Here is a 17,326-nt window from a genome sequence, read left to right as displayed (position 1 = left end):
AAAAAGAGAAAGCTGGCATCTTTTAAGTGTCAGCTTTCTCTTTATTTTTATTTAAGAAAGTTAGAGATGTCATACCCACATGCCGTGAAGGTAAATTAGATTAATCTGAACCAATGTTCAAATTTACCTAACAAAATGTACCATTTAAATATATTTGTCATTTTTTAGGATTAAAAGCTCTCTTGTTTTAACTTAAGAGAGTATAAAATGAAAAGTAAATTATTGCTTATTGGTATGAGTTGCGTTATTACAAATAGTGCTAATGCTTTTGATATCTCATTATTGAATGATACGACTCGTGCTGATCTCACTCCATATATTGCTGGCGGGCCTGATTCTTCAGATGGTTTTTTAAATTTGAATGAAACACGCCATTTTACAAATGAAACCCCATTTATTCGAGATCGGGTTAAAGAAGGTGACAAGGTTTCTTTAAGTGTGTGGGACCCTGAAAATCAGCAGCAAATAATGTGTGGAAAAGTGCGTTTTAAAGGCCGCAAACAGTTTAGAGTTATTGATAATGATGGTGCTCTTGTTTGTCAGCAAGCAAAAAAGACGGAATTTAAAACATTATCTTGGAATGTATGGACTGGTCCTGCTGAAGAAACTCCTGAATTACAAGATCATATCAAACGTGTTGTTGAAGATATTGCCGCCATTAATCCTGACGTATTTTTATCAATAGAGACCTATGGCAAAGGTGCGGCAATTCAAGAAGCAATGGCAAAAGCCAATCATGTCCCAGTTGAAGATATTCACTATTATACAATCACCTGTGATAACCCTGAAGATCAATCCTCTTGTCAAAGAGGTAAGGGGATAGACAATCTAGCAGTATTTTCCAAATATGAAATTATCGATAGTTTTATTTATAACGGTGAAACGGTTGGCAATTTTAATTTTGGCGGCGTAAAAATTAATGTAGAAGATAAAAAGACAGGCCTAAAACAACCTGTTTGGGTTCTTGATACTTGGTTATATTACAAAGACGATATTGAAAAACCGCTAGACGATTATTATCTTGCTAAACGTGATGGTAAACCTTTACCTGAATCTCCTGTAAAAGCGGATAAAAATTACCGTTTACCTCAGGCTAAAGAAATTATTGATGCTATTGAGCCACTATTAAGTAACGCTGATGATACACCTATTATTTTAGCTGGTGATCATAATACTGTCTCTCATCTAGATTTTGATAAAAAATGGAAAAAAGCACATTACGGCGTAGCCCTTCCATTTAAAGTATCAAAAGTATTTACGGATGCTGGATTTAAAGATTCATACCGTGAGATCCACCCTAATCCAGTACTTTATCCGGGCTCATCTTGGTCTCCAATGTGGCGTACTTCTGATGCCCCACAACGAATTGATTATATTTATTACAAAGGTGAAAAATTACAGGCAATTGATTCTGTCATGATAGATAGCCCACGAGCAGGTTTTAGTCATTTAACATCAGATCACGGCGCGATGTTGACTTCTTTCTCATTAAGTTCATTCCCGAAAAAGGATATCTAAGTCATGACAAAGCAAAATATTAAACGTGTAGTAACCGCTGCTTTGTTGGCAGCCAGTTCTTTTTCAATACAAGCGCAAGAGTTATCTGTATTGTCTTGGAATAGTTGGGTTGGCCCAACTCAAGATGGTTTCTCTAAAAATCATGCAAAACGCGTAGCGCACGATGTAGCAGCAGTTAAACCTGATGTATTTGTTTCTATTGAAACTTACGGTAAAGGTAATTTATTACGTAAAGCTTTTGCTAAAGCGCATGATGTAAGCATCGATGATATCTATTATTACACAATAAGTTGTCGCGATAATGAAGGAAAACCCACCCTTCAAGGTATGTGTGAAGAAGGTATACATGGTGATAATTTAGCGGTCATGTCTATTTATCCCATCGCTGACGTTAAAGTTGTAAAAGATGTCATAGATTACCCGCATGTTAACGATTGGAACTTTGGTGCAGTTAAGTTAGATGTGAATGGGCAATTTGTATGGATTGTGGATACTTGGCTTGATTCTGCTGATTCAAGTGAATCGATACTAGATGATTTATATGAAGGAGCTCGTCATGATAGTCATATTGATCATGGAAAAATCGCTAAAATTTTTCAACGCGATAAAGTACGTTTAAATCAAGCTCGTGAGATTGTTGAGAAATGGATCCCTGAGCTTATTGGAAATGCGGACTTAGAGCCTGTTATTTTAGCTGGTGATCATAATACGAGCTCAAGGCTGGATTGGAGCCCTCAAAATAAAGATGTGCACTTTGGCATTACAATACCGTATCAAGTTTCGAAGGTCTTTACTAAAGTAGGTTTCAAAGATGCGTACCGAGAAATGCATCCGAATGTGTTGACTCACAGTGGTAAATCTTGGTCACCACAAGGGGGGAATATCGCGCCACATCGCATTGATTACATTTATTATAAAGGGGCTAAATTGCAACTAATAGAGTCAGTCACTATTGATTCTATTGCTGCTGGAACCACAAATGATACAACCTCTGATCATAGTGCGGTATTTGCTCGTTTTAAAATAGATAATTAGATTGGTTTAATTGAACACTAAAATAAAGCCCCTTATGCCTATTTCTATATTGAGTTGAAATGACATAAGGGGCTTTGGTAATTATAAACAAGATAATATAGAGCGACTTCTAGGTAATATTTCTTCTCCGCTGAAACTGTCGTAAATATGTATATCAGCCTCTGCATTTAGATATTTCGACGGATTTTTGATCTCCCTTAATTTTATGTAGTTCTTGTTTGGCGACACTTTCTCTATCGCTTCAACGCGGTAATAGGTATTGGGCTTAGCCAAAATTTCTGCCTCATAGGGTTTAAAGGTGTAGGCATTAATGGCACGACCTGCTGTTTTTAATTCGATTTTTAACTGTGCAGCTGACATCCCTGCATTTACCCCTGCTGATGAAAAGTTCCTTGCGACACTCGGTATGGTTGAGGTCGATAGAAAGGCTTTTTCATGCAAGATGTCACCAATATTGAGTTTTTCGAGTAGATTATTATTGATAGATGATCCTCGATACACAGTTCCTTTGAAATTGGGTAATTTGTTCATTGCATTTCGCAGATGATAGACACGATCTTTGAACATCTCACCGTAACCTGGAAGAAGAAACTCTTTTGGCTCTCCAGCACGCATATACTCGTTAATAACATCATGCTCTACACGACCATAATTTTTCATGGCTGAGTATTCATCTGAGATCAGCTTTTGTTCTGCTTTAGCATGATTGGCCACTGACCAATCCATAAGATCATCGGCCATTTGTTCTTGTTGAGCAGGTGATAAATCACGTCCTTTAAACTCGGAAAAATCTTCTGCAAATACTGAGCTATGAAAGATAAGTGATATAGCGAATATTAAGATTATGCGATACATCGTTGGCTCCTCGTTTTAATATATTGGATTGTTAGGGCTTAAATCACAGGGAATGTTGCGCTCATTTTGTTTGATCACTGCAAACCTAATGGTGCTAAATAGCGCCAGTTGTTGTTTTGTGACACTGTCAAACCAGTCAGAGAATGGTGTTAACCAATACAATGAGTCGTCACCTGATATCGCAAGCAATGCTTCTTTGAGCTGTGGGTAATGGATCATGCATTGGCGACCAGCTAAACGAGAGAAGCTTTCGTTAACTTGAACCAGTTTTTTTATTTTTTCATTTAGCTCAGAGCCAGTATTAAAGACATTATCAATGGAAGCATGTAGACGCACGTCGTAGCTTATTTCACGATCATGGCCCGCCGGGTAGTAATAAGCCGAGTCAATGTCGTCAATATTTTGATAAACATTTAACGTTAGGTAGCGCAGCAAATGGGCAGGGAGTGGTTCAGAAAACAACGCTGTCACGTTAGTATCTCCAGATGCGTAATGCCCAGTAGAGATATTTTGAGCATGGATAATCGCCACATATCGTTGAAAGTCACCGATCTGTGATGCTAACCATTCATCACCATTGCTATCAGTTACATTCATGGCTTCTGCAATACGTTTTTTCACGATACTTTTTGCTTGCGGTAAAGAGGCAGCAAGATTGTGAATATCTAAGTTAGATGCCTTTAACGCTGAAGCAATTAATGGGGCATATTTATCCAAATCAAAACTGCCCGGGTATAGGTAACTGTAAAAACCGTTGACATGGTTAGCTTGCCATTCGCTATTTAAGGCTTGTGGGATCAGGCTTCCAAGCTTCGCTAATCGTTTGGAATGAACGTTATAGCCAGAGTTTTTATTCTTCTCAAACCAACTTGCAATAAGGTGTAAGGAAGCATTTCGTGAAAGGTTTTCTTTTGCTAAATACTCTGACGACCAAGCAGCACAGGCACTTCCTGTCCCACACTCTGCTGCAAGCGCGGCACTGGAGCCAAATAACCAATGCATCACACGTGCTTTATCAGAAGCAGCAGTACTAGTGATACGTTGTTTGTTGGAAAAGTTAATGATCTGTTGTTCTAGCCACGCTTCTTCATGCTGCGCGTTCCAACCTTCTTTGATCAATGTTTCTAAAGATTGCAGGAAGACTTGCTTAATTTGTTTTTTATTTGGCATTGTCATTTGAGCGATCACCTCATCTTTAGAGGCATCATAATGCTCAATTTCAGCAGGGATCCAAGTATATTCAGTACATCCCATGAAGTGGGGATCACCGCCAAGCATGCCGATACGAGTACATTTTTCGTAGCCTTTTTGTACAACAAAATATTTGCGTCGACGTTCGTCATTAGTGGCTGGCCTGCCAAAAATACTGCGAGACATTTCATCTATTGCTAAATATTCTGCTTGATCTTTAAAGTAACGATGAGCATTGGTAACAGCTCCAGATTCAAATAAACGATCGATAGCGCTTAATCCAGCACTGCGCATTTCGTTTTTCAATTGAGCTCTTAGCTGGTCAATTTGTACGTTTGCAGTGTCTACAATTTTGATTTTTGCGTTGAGTACTTGCCGATATAGCTGATGCAGTGTTTGTCTATTTAGACCGTTAATTTCTCCATTTTTCAGCTCATCTAGCTTGGTAATGGCTAAGTCTAAGTGTGTTTGTTGGCATTGTTGTAGCTGGGCTAATGCACGATTGGCTGCTTTTTTGCTTGGTACAAAGATTGGTCGTACATTGCTTGGTTCCTGCTCGGGGTATAGTGCCAGCAGAGTATTGATCTCATCGCGACAAATTGAACTCAGATCAGAAGCAAAAAGCTTGGCATTCTCGCCTTCTAACGCGAGCTTATTAAAGATGGTCTTCTGAACTTCGCTATCAACAGCGGCAATCAAAGTTTCAGCCAGCTGGCTTTGGGCTTGTACTGCTTCTTGATAATGTTGCTGGTATTTCAACGCAATGTCTGAGGCATAATTTTGTGCTGTCGCTTCAAGCATGCGTTGTTGGCCAGAAGCAAGATCTGCCCAGTGTTGTTTATCTTTTTTATCTTGCTGGGTAACTATATCGTTATGGACTGTAAAGCTATAGTGATCACTTGCAGCAACGCGGTTCCAACGTGCAGTTAAGATTTGACGATCAATTTCACGTGCTGGTAGTTTGAGCACGCCAAACCAGTCAATTAAGCTCATTACACTGGTAAAGCGATCATATGAAGTTTTCGTTTCATCTTCGAAGGACTGTGCTACTTCATGAGCCCATAATCCGACCGCGACTGTATCACCAATGGGGCCCAATGCTTCGAGTACGCCTTTAGTTAAACCTGCGGTTGAACGGCCTAATGTTGTTAATAAACTTGCTGCTTCTTCTGTTTCAAGTAGGGCGGCATTTGTAGGTCCTACTTCAAGTAATGAGGCTGTCGTTGGGAATACACTGTCAGCTTCGGTAAGGGAAGGACGAATATCAACAGTATGATCAGGAGCAGACAAGAATAAGTCATCAGACGTTAGGTTTTCACTAAAGTTTCTATAGTTGGATTTGCGTATTTCGTGAAAATTTTCACGTGTTACGACGTTATATTCATCGCCAATATTACAGACTTCAAGTGCGTCCACACTGGGGGAAATCATGGCACATGCCAGCGCCCATTTTTTCAACTTCATATTATTTACCTTAATTAAAGTGGTACTATTAACTATTTTTTAAAAGCAATAACCCTCAGCAGCATAGTTGCAACTGAAAATTAAATATCATGAGGTGAATTACCTTTTAAGATAAAGGTAATAAGTGTAATCACCATGCAAAAATAACGTATTGAAATGATGTATGAATCAATATTTCGTTACTTAGTGGGCTTATGTATTTAGAGAAGGTGTTATTTAATGTGATTTATTACTGTTTTTAGTTATCAGTATTTAGGTTCCTTTTATTATTTTATTAATTAATTTTTCATCATATAGATGTCTGGAAAATAAGACAATAACATATGCGTTATTTTACTTGTAAAATAAAGTCGAATAGGTAGGAAAATATTTATAGATTAAATTTCTATAATATTATTGTTTTGTCTTTTATTTTATATATTGCATTTAGGGTTTATTGTTTTTATGAAATCCATGGTTGGTGTTGCTATTTTCGATATTCCCTTATCTAATTAACGTTTTACCGATGTCTTCTCTTGTTGTTTGCTGGTGGCTATATAAAGATTGTTTTATTACTAAAAACCATAGTTTTTTGACTTAGGGGAGATGTTAACTTCACCAAGCCACTGAACACTGCTGGGCTAAGAATAATAATTTTTATTCAATCACCCTATAAATAAAAACTAATTATGCTTAATTAAATACTTCAACTGTAGCTACAGGTTTTTGTTTTTATTTTATTTGTATTAAAAAATATCAATGCTACAAATATGGTGAATGTTTACGTTGTTTAAATATAAACTTTAAATATGGTTGGGCTTTTATATGATGATATTCAGGAGTGTGAAAGTTGTTATAAGTTTAATAATTATTGGCTTATGCTGTAGCTCAGCATTGGCATATAATGAACAACCGCAAGGCTTAGCTGCTAATATGTTAAGTCAACTACAAGATAGTAGTCAGGTTGATTATATTAATGTAGGAAATTGGCTAATAGATAATGGAGAGGAGAATAATGAAAAATCTTCATTGTATTTAGAAAAAATAGCAACAAATGTATTGAAAAACAATAAACGAGTCTTCGTTGATTTTACGACTATCGAAGATGAGTCGAAAAAGGATAAAGCTAAACAGTTTTTTGCACAGCAAATCGGTGTTTCTTTTCCTGAAAACTATTTAGTTATCACAAAACATAAAAATGAATTAATGTTTGCTCCCATAGAGGGGATAGATGATCCTTCTCTTAAATTATTAGACGCTCATGAACAAGAAAAAAAGCGTTTCAAAAGGGATGTGAACAAGGACTCAAGTAAATCTGAACATGCTTCTTTGCCACACATCTCGTTTTACTTAATGGTAAAACGTAGAATCAGTGCAGAGGAATGTACTTTTAGATCGTCAATACTTTGGAGCGAATTTGGTAATAGACGTTATTGCTATAATGCTCATATCTCTTTGATCTATAGAGTTAACTTACAACGTTCACTTGCGTTTGGTAGTGTGGCTGGTGAAACGCCTGATGCAAAAATAGTTCGCATTACTTTAGACGATAGTGCGTCAGGAGCGGGCATTCATCTTAATGATTCTTTGATATATAAATATCATCAGGTTCCGTACTTTCTTATGGATGGGTATCTAGGTGAGTGGAGTTCAAGTGCTATTGCACAGGACTATAATTTTTCGTTTAGTGCATCAAATGATAAAGCGGCAGTATTAAAAACGGTTCCACATAATAATCTTAATGCTGATTATGAAAAAAAAGAGGTATCAGGATTTACTTTGGGTGTAACTGTTGGAACTGAAGTGAGTGCAACAGGTCCTAAAGTTAAGTCAGATGTAAGTGCTAGTTATATTCAGTCAAGATTTTTAACATTTAAAACGCAAGATTATCGTGTTGAAAGAAACACTAATGGTCATCAGAATGTAAGTTTTAAATGGAATCGTCATAATTATGCAACAGCTGAGTCATTATTAAATCGCTCTACAGATGCAATATGGGTTAGAACTTTTCCTGCAGACTTCAATCGAATAAATCCTATTGGTTATAAAAGTTTTGTTCCTACTATGGACGTTATATTTAAAGCTGCTCCTGAAACGACAGGTTCTACTATTTTCTCTATTGATTCTTCAGTTAACATACGTCCTATTCATCATTTAACGTATAAGCACTTTTATTTAATTGGCCAGCATCTGAAATACAATGGCACTGAAAGATCACCTCGTAGAAGAATTAGCAAAAATGTTAGTTTCATGGTTGATTGGAAGCATCCTGTGTTTACCGGTGGTCGATTAGTTTATTTACAGTTAAAGGGCTTTAATGATCGTTGTATTGAGTCTTCATCGACTGGCGTGCTAATGGCAAGGGTATGTAATCAAAAGAATGTTTCTCAATCATTTATCTATGATAAACACGGGCGCTACGTCAGTGCGAAAGATACCAGTCTATGCCTAGATGGTGAGAACTTAAGTTATCTTAAACAATGTGATATGAGATTAACTCAACGTTGGCAATGGGTTAAAGGTAGTGACAAATTAATGAACGTCTATAGTAATAGTTATCTCGGATATAATAAGTCGAATGGTCGATTAGATTTATATTCTCAAGAGACTCAACATATAAGTTTGCGAATATTGACAGATCATACCGACTATTTTGAGAAAATATCTCAGGGCTAGAAGTGTTATTAATATCTTTATTAATTGAAACGCAATACAGTAGAAAGCTGACATTATCATGTCAGCTTTCTTTTCATGTTTATTCAAAAAACGCTGGGTGGTAGGTCACTTCACCTACGGGAATTGAATTTGTTATCGGCAGGGCTAAGAAATACTCTGCTGGTACTCCTGTTAGAGTTAATTCTGGCAGGGCTTTAAAACCAAAGCGATTATAATATTCAGGTTCACCTAATAGTACGAATCCTTCAGCACCACGCTCTTTTAACTGGGCTAATCCTTGGTTAATTAACGACTTACCAATCCCATTGTTTTGTTGCTCTGGCAATACTGATACAGGTGCTAAACCGTACCAGTTGGTCGTTTCACCATTGATAAGTACAGGAGAGAAAGCGATATGACCAACAACTTGATTGTTTGCCTCTGCTACTAACGATAGTGTTAAAGCGTTAGCGTCACGTAGGCGATTGACGATCAAGTGCTCGGTTGGCTCTGCGCCCGGTTCATGATGAGGATGATCTTTAAATGCGCTGTAAGTCAGCGTTTCAATTGCAGTAATATCTGAATCTTTTTCAGCTCGAATGATCATATTTAACCTTTGTTCTTTAATACAAATAATTGATAGCCGTATTGGCCTAAATAGCGCTCATGGATCTGGATTTCGTTCTTAATATCTGCGATAGCATTTGACGTGAAATGCTGTCTATCCAATTGAGCGATCTTGTTTTGTAATGGTGCTAGGTAGTTTGTCCACGATTGATCACTTTGGGTAAAGTGGTTAATCACGTCAAAACCTGCTTGCTGCATTTGTTTGACTCGCTGTTCGCTGTTGGTCATAGCTGGGTAGTTTTGTTGCCAGAAATTCACTGCTTCTTGGCTAGGGTTATCGCTTAACCACACCAAGTCGCTGATCACCAAATAACCATTAGCCTTAATTAATGGTTGCCATTGTTTAAGTGCTTGCTCAACACCCATGATGTAAGCGCTGCCTTCAGCCCACAGCAGATCAAAACGTTGTTCTTCAAAAGGCATGGCGGTCATGCTGGCGCAAACAGTAGTGATACGATGCTCCAGCCCGCTTTCAATTGCTATTTTGTTTACACAGCTTAAGTTGTATTCATCGTTATCTAACGCAGTAATATGAAAATCGCCATGTTTAGCCAATAGGGTAGTGACAACACCTTTACCACAGCCGATATCTAACACTTCACCGGATGTAATGGGTAATGTTTTAAGTGCTTTTAGTGAGTCATCATCACAACTAGGGCCAAGTCGCTCTAAATCATCAAAGATCGCTTCAAAATCTGCCATGTATTGCTCATGTTCGTTCATATCTTTCGACAGCCATTTTAATCGCAAAGCTTGTTTTTCACTGAAACCTTGCTTCATTAGCCACTCTAAATGCGCTGAAGGTGCGGCTGATTCCATTGATTGGTGCCACTCTTTCATCGAATTCATACCCAGCATGGATGAGAGCAAATCACGGGCTTTCTGCTTTTGTGCGATCTCTTCATCGAGGATATTCAGCCTTTGTAGCAATAGTTCTCGGTCGATTTGGGCATCTAAACAGGCTTGGCACTCTTTAAGTGAAAGTCCACCTGCTTGTAGTTGCTGTAACAGTTTTATCCGTTGCACATCTTTGTCGGTATAGCCACGATAGCCATTGCTTAAGCGTGTGCCAGCAATAAGTTTAAGCTTTTCGTAATAGAGTAAAGTGGAACGGCTTAAGCCCACTTTTTGCGCTAATTCAGAAATACGGTACATGGCAGCTTCTCTTTAAATGATATGCGCACTATAAACTATGAAGCTTTAGACAGGTCAAGGATTTTGAGAGTGATATTGCGAATTGAGATGTAACACATATTGAATAAGTGCTTTGTGTTTAAAGCGAGAGTCGAGATATGAAATCTGACTATAAAATTGCTTATTGTTGATAAGGGTTTTTTAATTTTTGAAACAAGGATAGGTTATAGAACGCATGAAACCGTTTCTTATTGTTAGCGTTATCTTTGCTGCTGTGACATGTAGTGTGAGTGGCGAAGAAATTAGTGATTTAGAGGGGTTATTTGTTAATGAGCCAACCGTTATCACCCAATATTCTGATGTATATATGCGATTGTTACGTGAAGAAATGGGTGATTTAAGTGCTTATCGAGGTTCAGAATGTGCTTTAAATATGCATCTAAACGATAAAGGTTTGGTTGAGCGTGTCGAAATGCAATCACAGAGTAAGTTATGTCGAGTGGCATTTAATGCTATTTGGGAAATTACGTTTTTTCCATTGCCTGCTGACAAACAAGATGCAGATAAGCTCAGAGATATGAAGTTATTGGTGTCACCACGATAGAATTGAGCTAAAAAGCCGACATCATGTCGGCTTTTATCGTTTTACTCTTCGCAACCTAATCAATCATCTTCGACTTCATGCGTCCAGAATAAGATCCCTGATGCGATAAGAGTTAATACAATAGGAACAATTAAGGCGTAGCGGAAAGAGTAATCCATCACGTGTGTACCAACAAGTGCGCCTATAAAGATAGCTAACCATGAATTGAAATGACGGAAAAAGGTGCTGCTAGTGCCTTTACCCATTAAGAGCATGGCAATGGATCGCCCTGTGTTAACTAAAAATCCAGTCACGTAAGTAAGAGCTGTGGCTTTTTCAATGGTAAAACGTAACGCAATGTTTTGTACGCCCATGGCAAAACTAAGCAGGAAGCTAGTCACGATAGGGGAGTAAATAGGCTCGGCACAAAGGGTGATGATCAGCACCGCTGACACTAATGCCATTATCGTACTGCGATAAAAAGGTCTGTTAGCGAGTGCTATTGCTTCACCGACAGCAGCACCGAATACAAACAGTAAGATCACTCCGATGTAGTGCCATGCTTGTGGCATATTGCCTGAAGTTAGCAAGATACCTACGTGGGTGGTGTTACCACTCATAAAAGAGACAAATAAACCATTTTTTAAATGGAGAAAGCCAATGGCATCAACGATACCTGCAATAAATAACAGGTAGAACGGCATGGTTGAATGAAGACGTATTTTTTTAATCATTAGTATGTTGTTTCAAGCGTAGGTGGTTATTGTTATCCATTGGGTAAAACAATCCCTTATGTTCGTCGTTTTGTGTCGACATTGATGTCGAAATAAAGTGTCGATACCCGTGTCGAGGGGCGCAGATCCTACGCCTATTTTTATTCTTTGGTAATACTAACCTTAGACCAGGAAATGAAATCTTAGATAAGTAAATGATCTTTAGAAAATAAAATCAATAAATACCTTATTGGTATGATAATTGCTTTTGGTGATGCTTTTTGCAATTAACTGGAAAGATCATGAAAAGCTTTGTTGTTGCAGATCCCGACAAGTGCATAGGCTGTGGCACCTGCATGGCAGCGTGTTCAGAGGCACATAAGAAAGTCGGACTGCAAAGTCATCCTCGTCTTACCGTGGTTAAGCATGACAATGCTACGGCACCTGTGATGTGTCGCCACTGTGAAGATGCGCCTTGTGCGGCAGTGTGTCCGGTACAAGCTATTTCTAAACAAGCAGATCGTGTCGTTCTTAACGAGTCGCTTTGTGTTGGCTGTACTTTATGTGCAGTTGCATGTCCGTTTGGTGCGATTGCCTTTGATGGTAGCCGACCAATCGCGATGGCGAACAGCTACGATACTTATATCCCATCAACACCTCGCTCAAGTAATCCTTCTACCTCCATTCCTAGCACCTTTGGCCAAGATATTTTGGCATGGGAACCCGGCGTGAAAAGCATCGCTGTGAAATGTGATTTATGTGGTTTCCGTGAAGAAGGCCCGGCTTGTGCGCAAGTATGTCCGACACAAGCTATTGTGCTAATCGATGAAAATAAAGTGATGAAAGCTCGCCACAGTAAACGTGAAAACGCTGCTGACAGTGCGGTTTCTGTGAAATGTGGAGCTGTGAACAAATGAATCCGTTAGTTTTAGTTTTGTTTGCTGTGATCAGCTATGGCGTTGCGGCATTAATTTCTGGCCTAGGTCGTCATGATGAGCGTGATAGCTTACGTTTAGCAGGCGTGATCAGTGCCTTTGGTGGGGTGTTTGGCGTACTTGCTGGTGTTTCAACTATTGTTGGTCACTACGACTCGGCAGATGTGGCAGCGGCAGCCAACTGTGTGGTGAATATGGATATGCTTTCAGCCTTAATGGTGGTGGTAATATCCATAGTGACCATGGCAGCATCGATTTACTCTATTAACTACTTAAAAGAGTATTTGGGTAAATCTGGCTGGAAGATCAACATTCTTTTCAACATCTTTGCTGCGGCAATGACGGTGTTAGTTATCTCGTCTAACGTGATCACTTTTATGGTGTTCATGGAAGTGGTCTCTATTGCTTCATGGTTAATAGTGATCAGCGATGGCAGCCTTAACAGCCGTAAAGCGGGTCTGAATTATTTCATTGTTGATCATATTGCGAGCCTGTTGATCATGGCGGCATTTTTGATCTTATCTGTGAATGCACAGAGCTATGATTTCAGTGCTTTCACGGCTGTACCATTAAGCGCAGGTCTTGCTTCATTAACTTTCCTACTGGCATTAGTTGGCTTTGGTATTAAAGCGGCTGGCATTGGTTTACATGGTTGGTTAATTAAAGCTTACCCAATTTCTCCATCTTATTGCTCGACACTTATTTCCTGTGTAATGGTGAAAATTGGTATCTACGGCATCCTAAAATTCAGCATTCTATTTCTTGGTGCGACCCAACTATGGTGGGGCTTCTTGGTGCTGATCTTCGGTGCGGTATCGTCGGTGCTAGGTGTAATGTACGCATTAGCAGAGCATGATATTAAGCGTCTATTGGCTTACCACACCATTGAAAACATTGGCATCATCTTAATTGGTGTTGGTGTGAGCATGATTGGTATTGCTAGTCATCATCCAGTGCTTGCGCTATTGGGTTTACTTGGCGGTTTATACCACTTATTAAACCATGCGATTTTCAAAGGCTTATTGTGTTTAGGTTCTGGCTCAATTGTTTATCGTATGCATACCAAAGACATGGACAAAATGGGCGGTCTTGGTAAAACCATGCCAAAAACCGCACTGGCGTTTTTAATTGGTACTTTAGCAATTTGTGCATTGCCACCATTTAACGGCTTTGTGTCTGAGTGGTTTATTTACCAATCACTATTTAGCATGGGTAAAGTAGGTACAGCGAGCAATATGCTGTTTGGCCCATTAGGTATGGTGATGCTGGCACTAACAGGTGCATTAGCTTGTATGTGTTTTGTGAAGGTTTACGGTATTGGCTTTACTGGCGCACCTAAAACAGAACATGCTGCTAATACTCGTGAAGTGGGCGCAGCCATGACGACAGCAACCACGATGCTAGCGATTTTATGTATCGTATTAGGTGTTGGCTCACCTTGGATTGCACCTTATTTCTCAGCAATTGCATCTTCCATGCTTCACCTAGCTCCAGCTCCTGTTGCAACAGGCAGTGCGATTTATCCTGTTGTTGCTAACCAAGCGATCCTATCAACACCTGTGATTGCCATCATGTTGATGGTCTTTGCCCTTGTTCCAGCTGCATTACTGTATGTGTTCCGCCAACGTCGTTTAGAGCGTCGTCAACAAGGCGATCCTTGGGCATGTGGTTACCAATATGAGCAACGCATGACAGTGTCAGCTGAAGGTATTACTCGCCCGATGCGTCATATGTTTAGCTTTATTTACGATAACCGTCCAAAGCAGTCTTTGGTTGATCGTCATGTCTTACCACACCTATTTGCGGTAGCTGATGGTAGCCAGCTTGATGGTCGAAAAGTGTGCATTCTGTGCTGTGTGGCTGCGCTGTTTGTGGTGTTGTTCTTTCCTCTAATTTCAGGAGTGGCTTGCTAATGTCTCCACTTGAAATGCCGTCAGCTGGTTGGATCACACTGGCTGTTATTCAGGCTTTATTAATGCTATTGCTTGCCCCTTTAGCTACCGGTTTTACCCGTGTTATTCGTGCGAAAATTCACTCTCGCCAAGGACCGGGTATTTTCCAAGATTACCGTGATATTTATAAGTTGCTGCAACGTCAGTCTGTAGCGCCATCGAATGCGGGATTCATTTTTTGGATCACGCCTTGGGTATTAGTGATCACCATGTTGTTGATCGCTATGGCATTGCCAACGGTGACACAAGTATCACCGTTCCCGATTTCTGGCGACATCATCACTGATATTTACTTATTAGCGATTTTCCGCTTCTTCTTTGCGTTATCAGGCATTGATTCAAACAGCATGTTTGGTGGTTTAGGCAGTAGCCGTGAATTAACCCTTGGCATCTTAGTGGAGCCAATGTTGATCCTGTCGATTGTGGTTGTTGCATTAGCAATGGGTACAACCGATCTTGGTTATATCAGTCACGCAATGGCAAACGATAGCTGGCATTCACCGTTAGCAATTATCTTGGCAGGTCTTGTCTGTGCATTTGCGCTGTTCATTGAAATGGGTAAGTTGCCGTTTGATAGCGCAGAAGCCGAGCAAGAGCTACAAGAAGGTCCTGTTACTGAATATTCAGGTGCAGGTTTAGCGATGGTGAAATTAGGTCTAGGTCTAAAGCAGCTCGTTGTTGCTCAGTTCTTCTTAGCGATCTTCATTCCTTGGGGTAAAGCCCAATCATTAGGTTTCGGTAGCTTATTAGGTGCCACCGTTATTCTATTCATCAAGCTATTGGTGGTTTTCTTCATTGCAGGTATTGCAGAAAACACCATGGCACGCTTTCGCTTTATGAGCATTCACCGTGCGTTATTCCCGGTATTTCTCGTTGCCGTATTGGCACTTATCTTTTTAATTTTTGGTTGGTAAGAAACAGTAATGACAAACAATACATTTGAACAATATGCCACTAAGCCGCAGTCAAATCGGATTGGCAAACAGTATGTCGATGGTGTGAATCATTTCTTTCCATCAGCCATTATTGATGAAGAGTGGCAGACTGATAACCAAGTGACGATCACGGTAAAAATGACCTCACTAGTCGAAGTGATGAAATGGCTTTACTACGATCAAGGCGGCTGGCTAACCGTTACGTTCGGTAATGATGAGCGTAGCCTAAATGGTCACTTTGCGGTATATCACGCCCTTTCTATGGAAGGAGAAGTGAAAAGCTGGGTAACGGTAAAAGTATTAGTTGATGCTAATAGCCAAGAATTTATTTCTATTACCCCAACCATTCCTGCGGCAGTGTGGGGCGAGCGTGAAGTACGTGATATGTACGGCTTACGTCCAGTTGGTCTACCTGATGAGCGCCGTTTAGTACTACCAGATGACTGGCCAGAAGATCTTCACCCATTGCGTAAAGATGCGATGGATTACCGTCAGCGTCCACAGCCAACCACAGAAACTGAAACCTATCAGTTCGATAACCAATTAGGTGACGACAGCAACCGCATCGTGCCTGTAGGTCCACTGCATATTACCTCTGATGAACCGGGACACTTCCGTTTATTCGTTGATGGTGAAGACATTGTTGATGCGGATTACCGTATGTTCTACGTTCACCGTGGTATGGAAAAACTGGCAGAAACACGCATGGGTTACCATGAAGTGGCACAGTTGACTGACCGTGTGTGCGGTATTTGTGGTTTTACTCATAGCGTGGGTTACAGCAATACCATCGAAAATGCATTATCAGTCGATGTGCCATTTCGTGCCAAGATGATCCGAACTGTTCTGCTTGAAGTTGAACGTCTACACAGTCACTTATTAAACATTGGTTTATCAAGCCACTTTGTTGGTTTCGACTCAGGTTTCATGCAGTTCTTCCGTGTCCGTGAAAAGACCATGGAATTGGCGGAGCTACTAACAGGTGCGCGTAAAACTTATGGTATGAACTTGATTGGTGGTGTACGTCGTGACTTTTTGAAAGAGCAACGCCTTAAAGGTATTGCGATGGTGAAAGAAGTACGTAAAACCTTCTCTGAGCTGGTGGAAGTGCTGCTGGCTACACCTAATATCGAAAGCCGTATTGCAGGTGTCGGTATTTTATCAAAAGACATCGCTCGTGATTACAGCCCTGTAGGTCCACTGATCCGTGCTAGCGGTTTCAAGCGTGATGTACGTATTGTTCATGGTCAATCATTAGAGTCCTACGGCAGTGTGCCGATTGAACTGCAAAGCATGGAAAACGGTGATGTGCAGTCTCGTGTGATGGTGCGTATCCGTGAAGTGTTTGATTCATTAAACATTGTTGAATACGGTCTTGATCACCTTCCACCGGGCGCAATTTTAACGGAAGGCTTTAACTACGTACCAAACAAATTCGCATTAGGCTTTACCGAAGCGCCGCGTGGTGAAAACGTACACTGGAGTATGACAGGGGATAACCAAAAACTGTTCCGCTGGCGTTGTCGTGCTGCAACGTATGCAAACTGGCCAACCCTTCGTTATATGTTACGTGGTAACACCGTGGCTGATGCACCGTTAATTATCGGTAGTTTGGACCCATGTTACTCATGTACTGACCGTGTCACCATTGTTGATACCAAGAAGAAGCGCAGTAAAACCATTCCATATAAAGCGATTGAGCAATACAGCATCGACCGTAAAAACTCACCGTTCAAACTGTAGGAGGCGT

At 40.0% G+C, this 17,326-nt stretch carries 13 protein-coding genes; 8 read left to right on the top strand and 5 right to left on the bottom strand.

The window, feature by feature from the left end:
- Positions 1 to 207: 207 nt before the first annotated feature.
- Together Q7657_RS06420 and Q7657_RS06415 are read left to right on the top strand one after the other, a co-directional pair.
- On the top strand, positions 208 to 1,518 hold the full coding sequence (locus tag Q7657_RS06420; RefSeq protein WP_107166327.1) for an endonuclease/exonuclease/phosphatase family protein: 1,311 nt from the start codon (positions 208 to 210) through the stop codon (positions 1,516 to 1,518).
- Positions 1,519 to 1,521: 3 nt separating this feature from the next.
- Positions 1,522 to 2,553, top strand: coding sequence for an endonuclease/exonuclease/phosphatase family protein (locus Q7657_RS06415; RefSeq protein WP_107166326.1), 1,032 nt, complete (start codon positions 1,522 to 1,524; stop codon positions 2,551 to 2,553).
- A gap of 81 nt (positions 2,554 to 2,634) precedes the next feature.
- Here Q7657_RS06415 and Q7657_RS06410 read toward each other — a convergent pair whose 3' ends face one another.
- Positions 2,635 to 3,408, bottom strand: coding sequence for an ADP-ribosyltransferase (locus Q7657_RS06410; protein ID WP_107166325.1), 774 nt, complete (start codon positions 3,406 to 3,408; stop codon positions 2,635 to 2,637).
- A gap of 15 nt (positions 3,409 to 3,423) precedes the next feature.
- Entirely contained in the window at positions 3,424 to 6,063 is a 2,640-nt protein-coding gene (locus Q7657_RS06405; protein ID WP_107166324.1) for a hypothetical protein, read from the bottom strand.
- Between the two features lie 822 nt (positions 6,064 to 6,885).
- Between Q7657_RS06405 and Q7657_RS06400 the strand changes: the two genes are divergently transcribed.
- The gene (locus tag Q7657_RS06400; RefSeq protein WP_498826931.1) at positions 6,886 to 8,718 is read left to right on the top strand and encodes a leukocidin family pore-forming toxin; all 1,833 of its coding nucleotides are present in this window, start codon (positions 6,886 to 6,888) and stop codon (positions 8,716 to 8,718) included.
- Positions 8,719 to 8,797: 79 nt separating this feature from the next.
- On the opposite strand, the gene Q7657_RS06395 is transcribed toward Q7657_RS06400, so the two are convergent.
- Positions 8,798 to 9,304, bottom strand: a complete 507-nt coding sequence (locus Q7657_RS06395; RefSeq protein WP_107166322.1) for a GNAT family N-acetyltransferase — start codon at positions 9,302 to 9,304, stop codon at positions 8,798 to 8,800.
- Positions 9,305 to 9,306: 2 nt separating this feature from the next.
- Positions 9,307 to 10,479, bottom strand: a complete 1,173-nt coding sequence (locus Q7657_RS06390) for a MerR family transcriptional regulator (protein WP_107166321.1) — start codon at positions 10,477 to 10,479, stop codon at positions 9,307 to 9,309.
- Between the two features lie 214 nt (positions 10,480 to 10,693).
- Here Q7657_RS06390 and Q7657_RS06385 point away from each other — a divergent pair, with 214 nt between their 5' ends.
- Positions 10,694 to 11,062, top strand: a complete 369-nt coding sequence (locus Q7657_RS06385; RefSeq protein ID WP_107166320.1) for a cell envelope integrity TolA C-terminal domain-containing protein — start codon at positions 10,694 to 10,696, stop codon at positions 11,060 to 11,062.
- A gap of 59 nt (positions 11,063 to 11,121) precedes the next feature.
- Here Q7657_RS06385 and Q7657_RS06380 read toward each other — a convergent pair whose 3' ends face one another.
- Positions 11,122 to 11,775: a YoaK family protein gene (locus Q7657_RS06380; RefSeq protein WP_107166319.1), complete on the bottom strand. Its 654-nt coding sequence runs from the start codon at positions 11,773 to 11,775 to the stop codon at positions 11,122 to 11,124.
- Positions 11,776 to 12,056: 281 nt separating this feature from the next.
- Between Q7657_RS06380 and Q7657_RS06375 the strand changes: the two genes are divergently transcribed.
- Genes Q7657_RS06375 through Q7657_RS06360 form a run of 4 tightly spaced genes read left to right on the top strand, consistent with a single transcriptional unit; the run spans position 12,057 to position 17,319 of the window.
- Positions 12,057 to 12,671 (top strand): 4Fe-4S dicluster domain-containing protein, encoded by a 615-nt coding sequence (locus Q7657_RS06375; RefSeq protein WP_042117793.1) that lies wholly within the window; start codon positions 12,057 to 12,059, stop codon positions 12,669 to 12,671.
- Positions 12,668 to 14,602 (top strand): proton-conducting transporter transmembrane domain-containing protein, encoded by a 1,935-nt coding sequence (locus tag Q7657_RS06370; protein ID WP_107166318.1) that lies wholly within the window; start codon positions 12,668 to 12,670, stop codon positions 14,600 to 14,602. Before Q7657_RS06375 ends, Q7657_RS06370 begins: the two co-directional genes overlap by 4 nt.
- A complete protein-coding gene (locus tag Q7657_RS06365) occupies positions 14,602 to 15,555 on the top strand; it encodes a respiratory chain complex I subunit 1 family protein (protein WP_107166317.1) in 954 nt (317 codons plus the stop codon). Before Q7657_RS06370 ends, Q7657_RS06365 begins: the two co-directional genes overlap by 1 nt.
- A gap of 9 nt (positions 15,556 to 15,564) precedes the next feature.
- Complete coding sequence (locus tag Q7657_RS06360; RefSeq protein WP_107166316.1) at positions 15,565 to 17,319, top strand: hydrogenase large subunit; 1,755 nt, start codon at positions 15,565 to 15,567, stop codon at positions 17,317 to 17,319.
- Positions 17,320 to 17,326: the final 7 nt, after the last annotated feature.

Source organism: Candidatus Photobacterium acropomis (genome assembly GCF_030685555.1).
In the GTDB taxonomy this organism is placed as follows: Bacteria; Pseudomonadota; Gammaproteobacteria; order Enterobacterales; family Vibrionaceae; genus Photobacterium; species Photobacterium lucens.
This window is presented reverse-complemented; position numbering and strand designations above follow the sequence as displayed.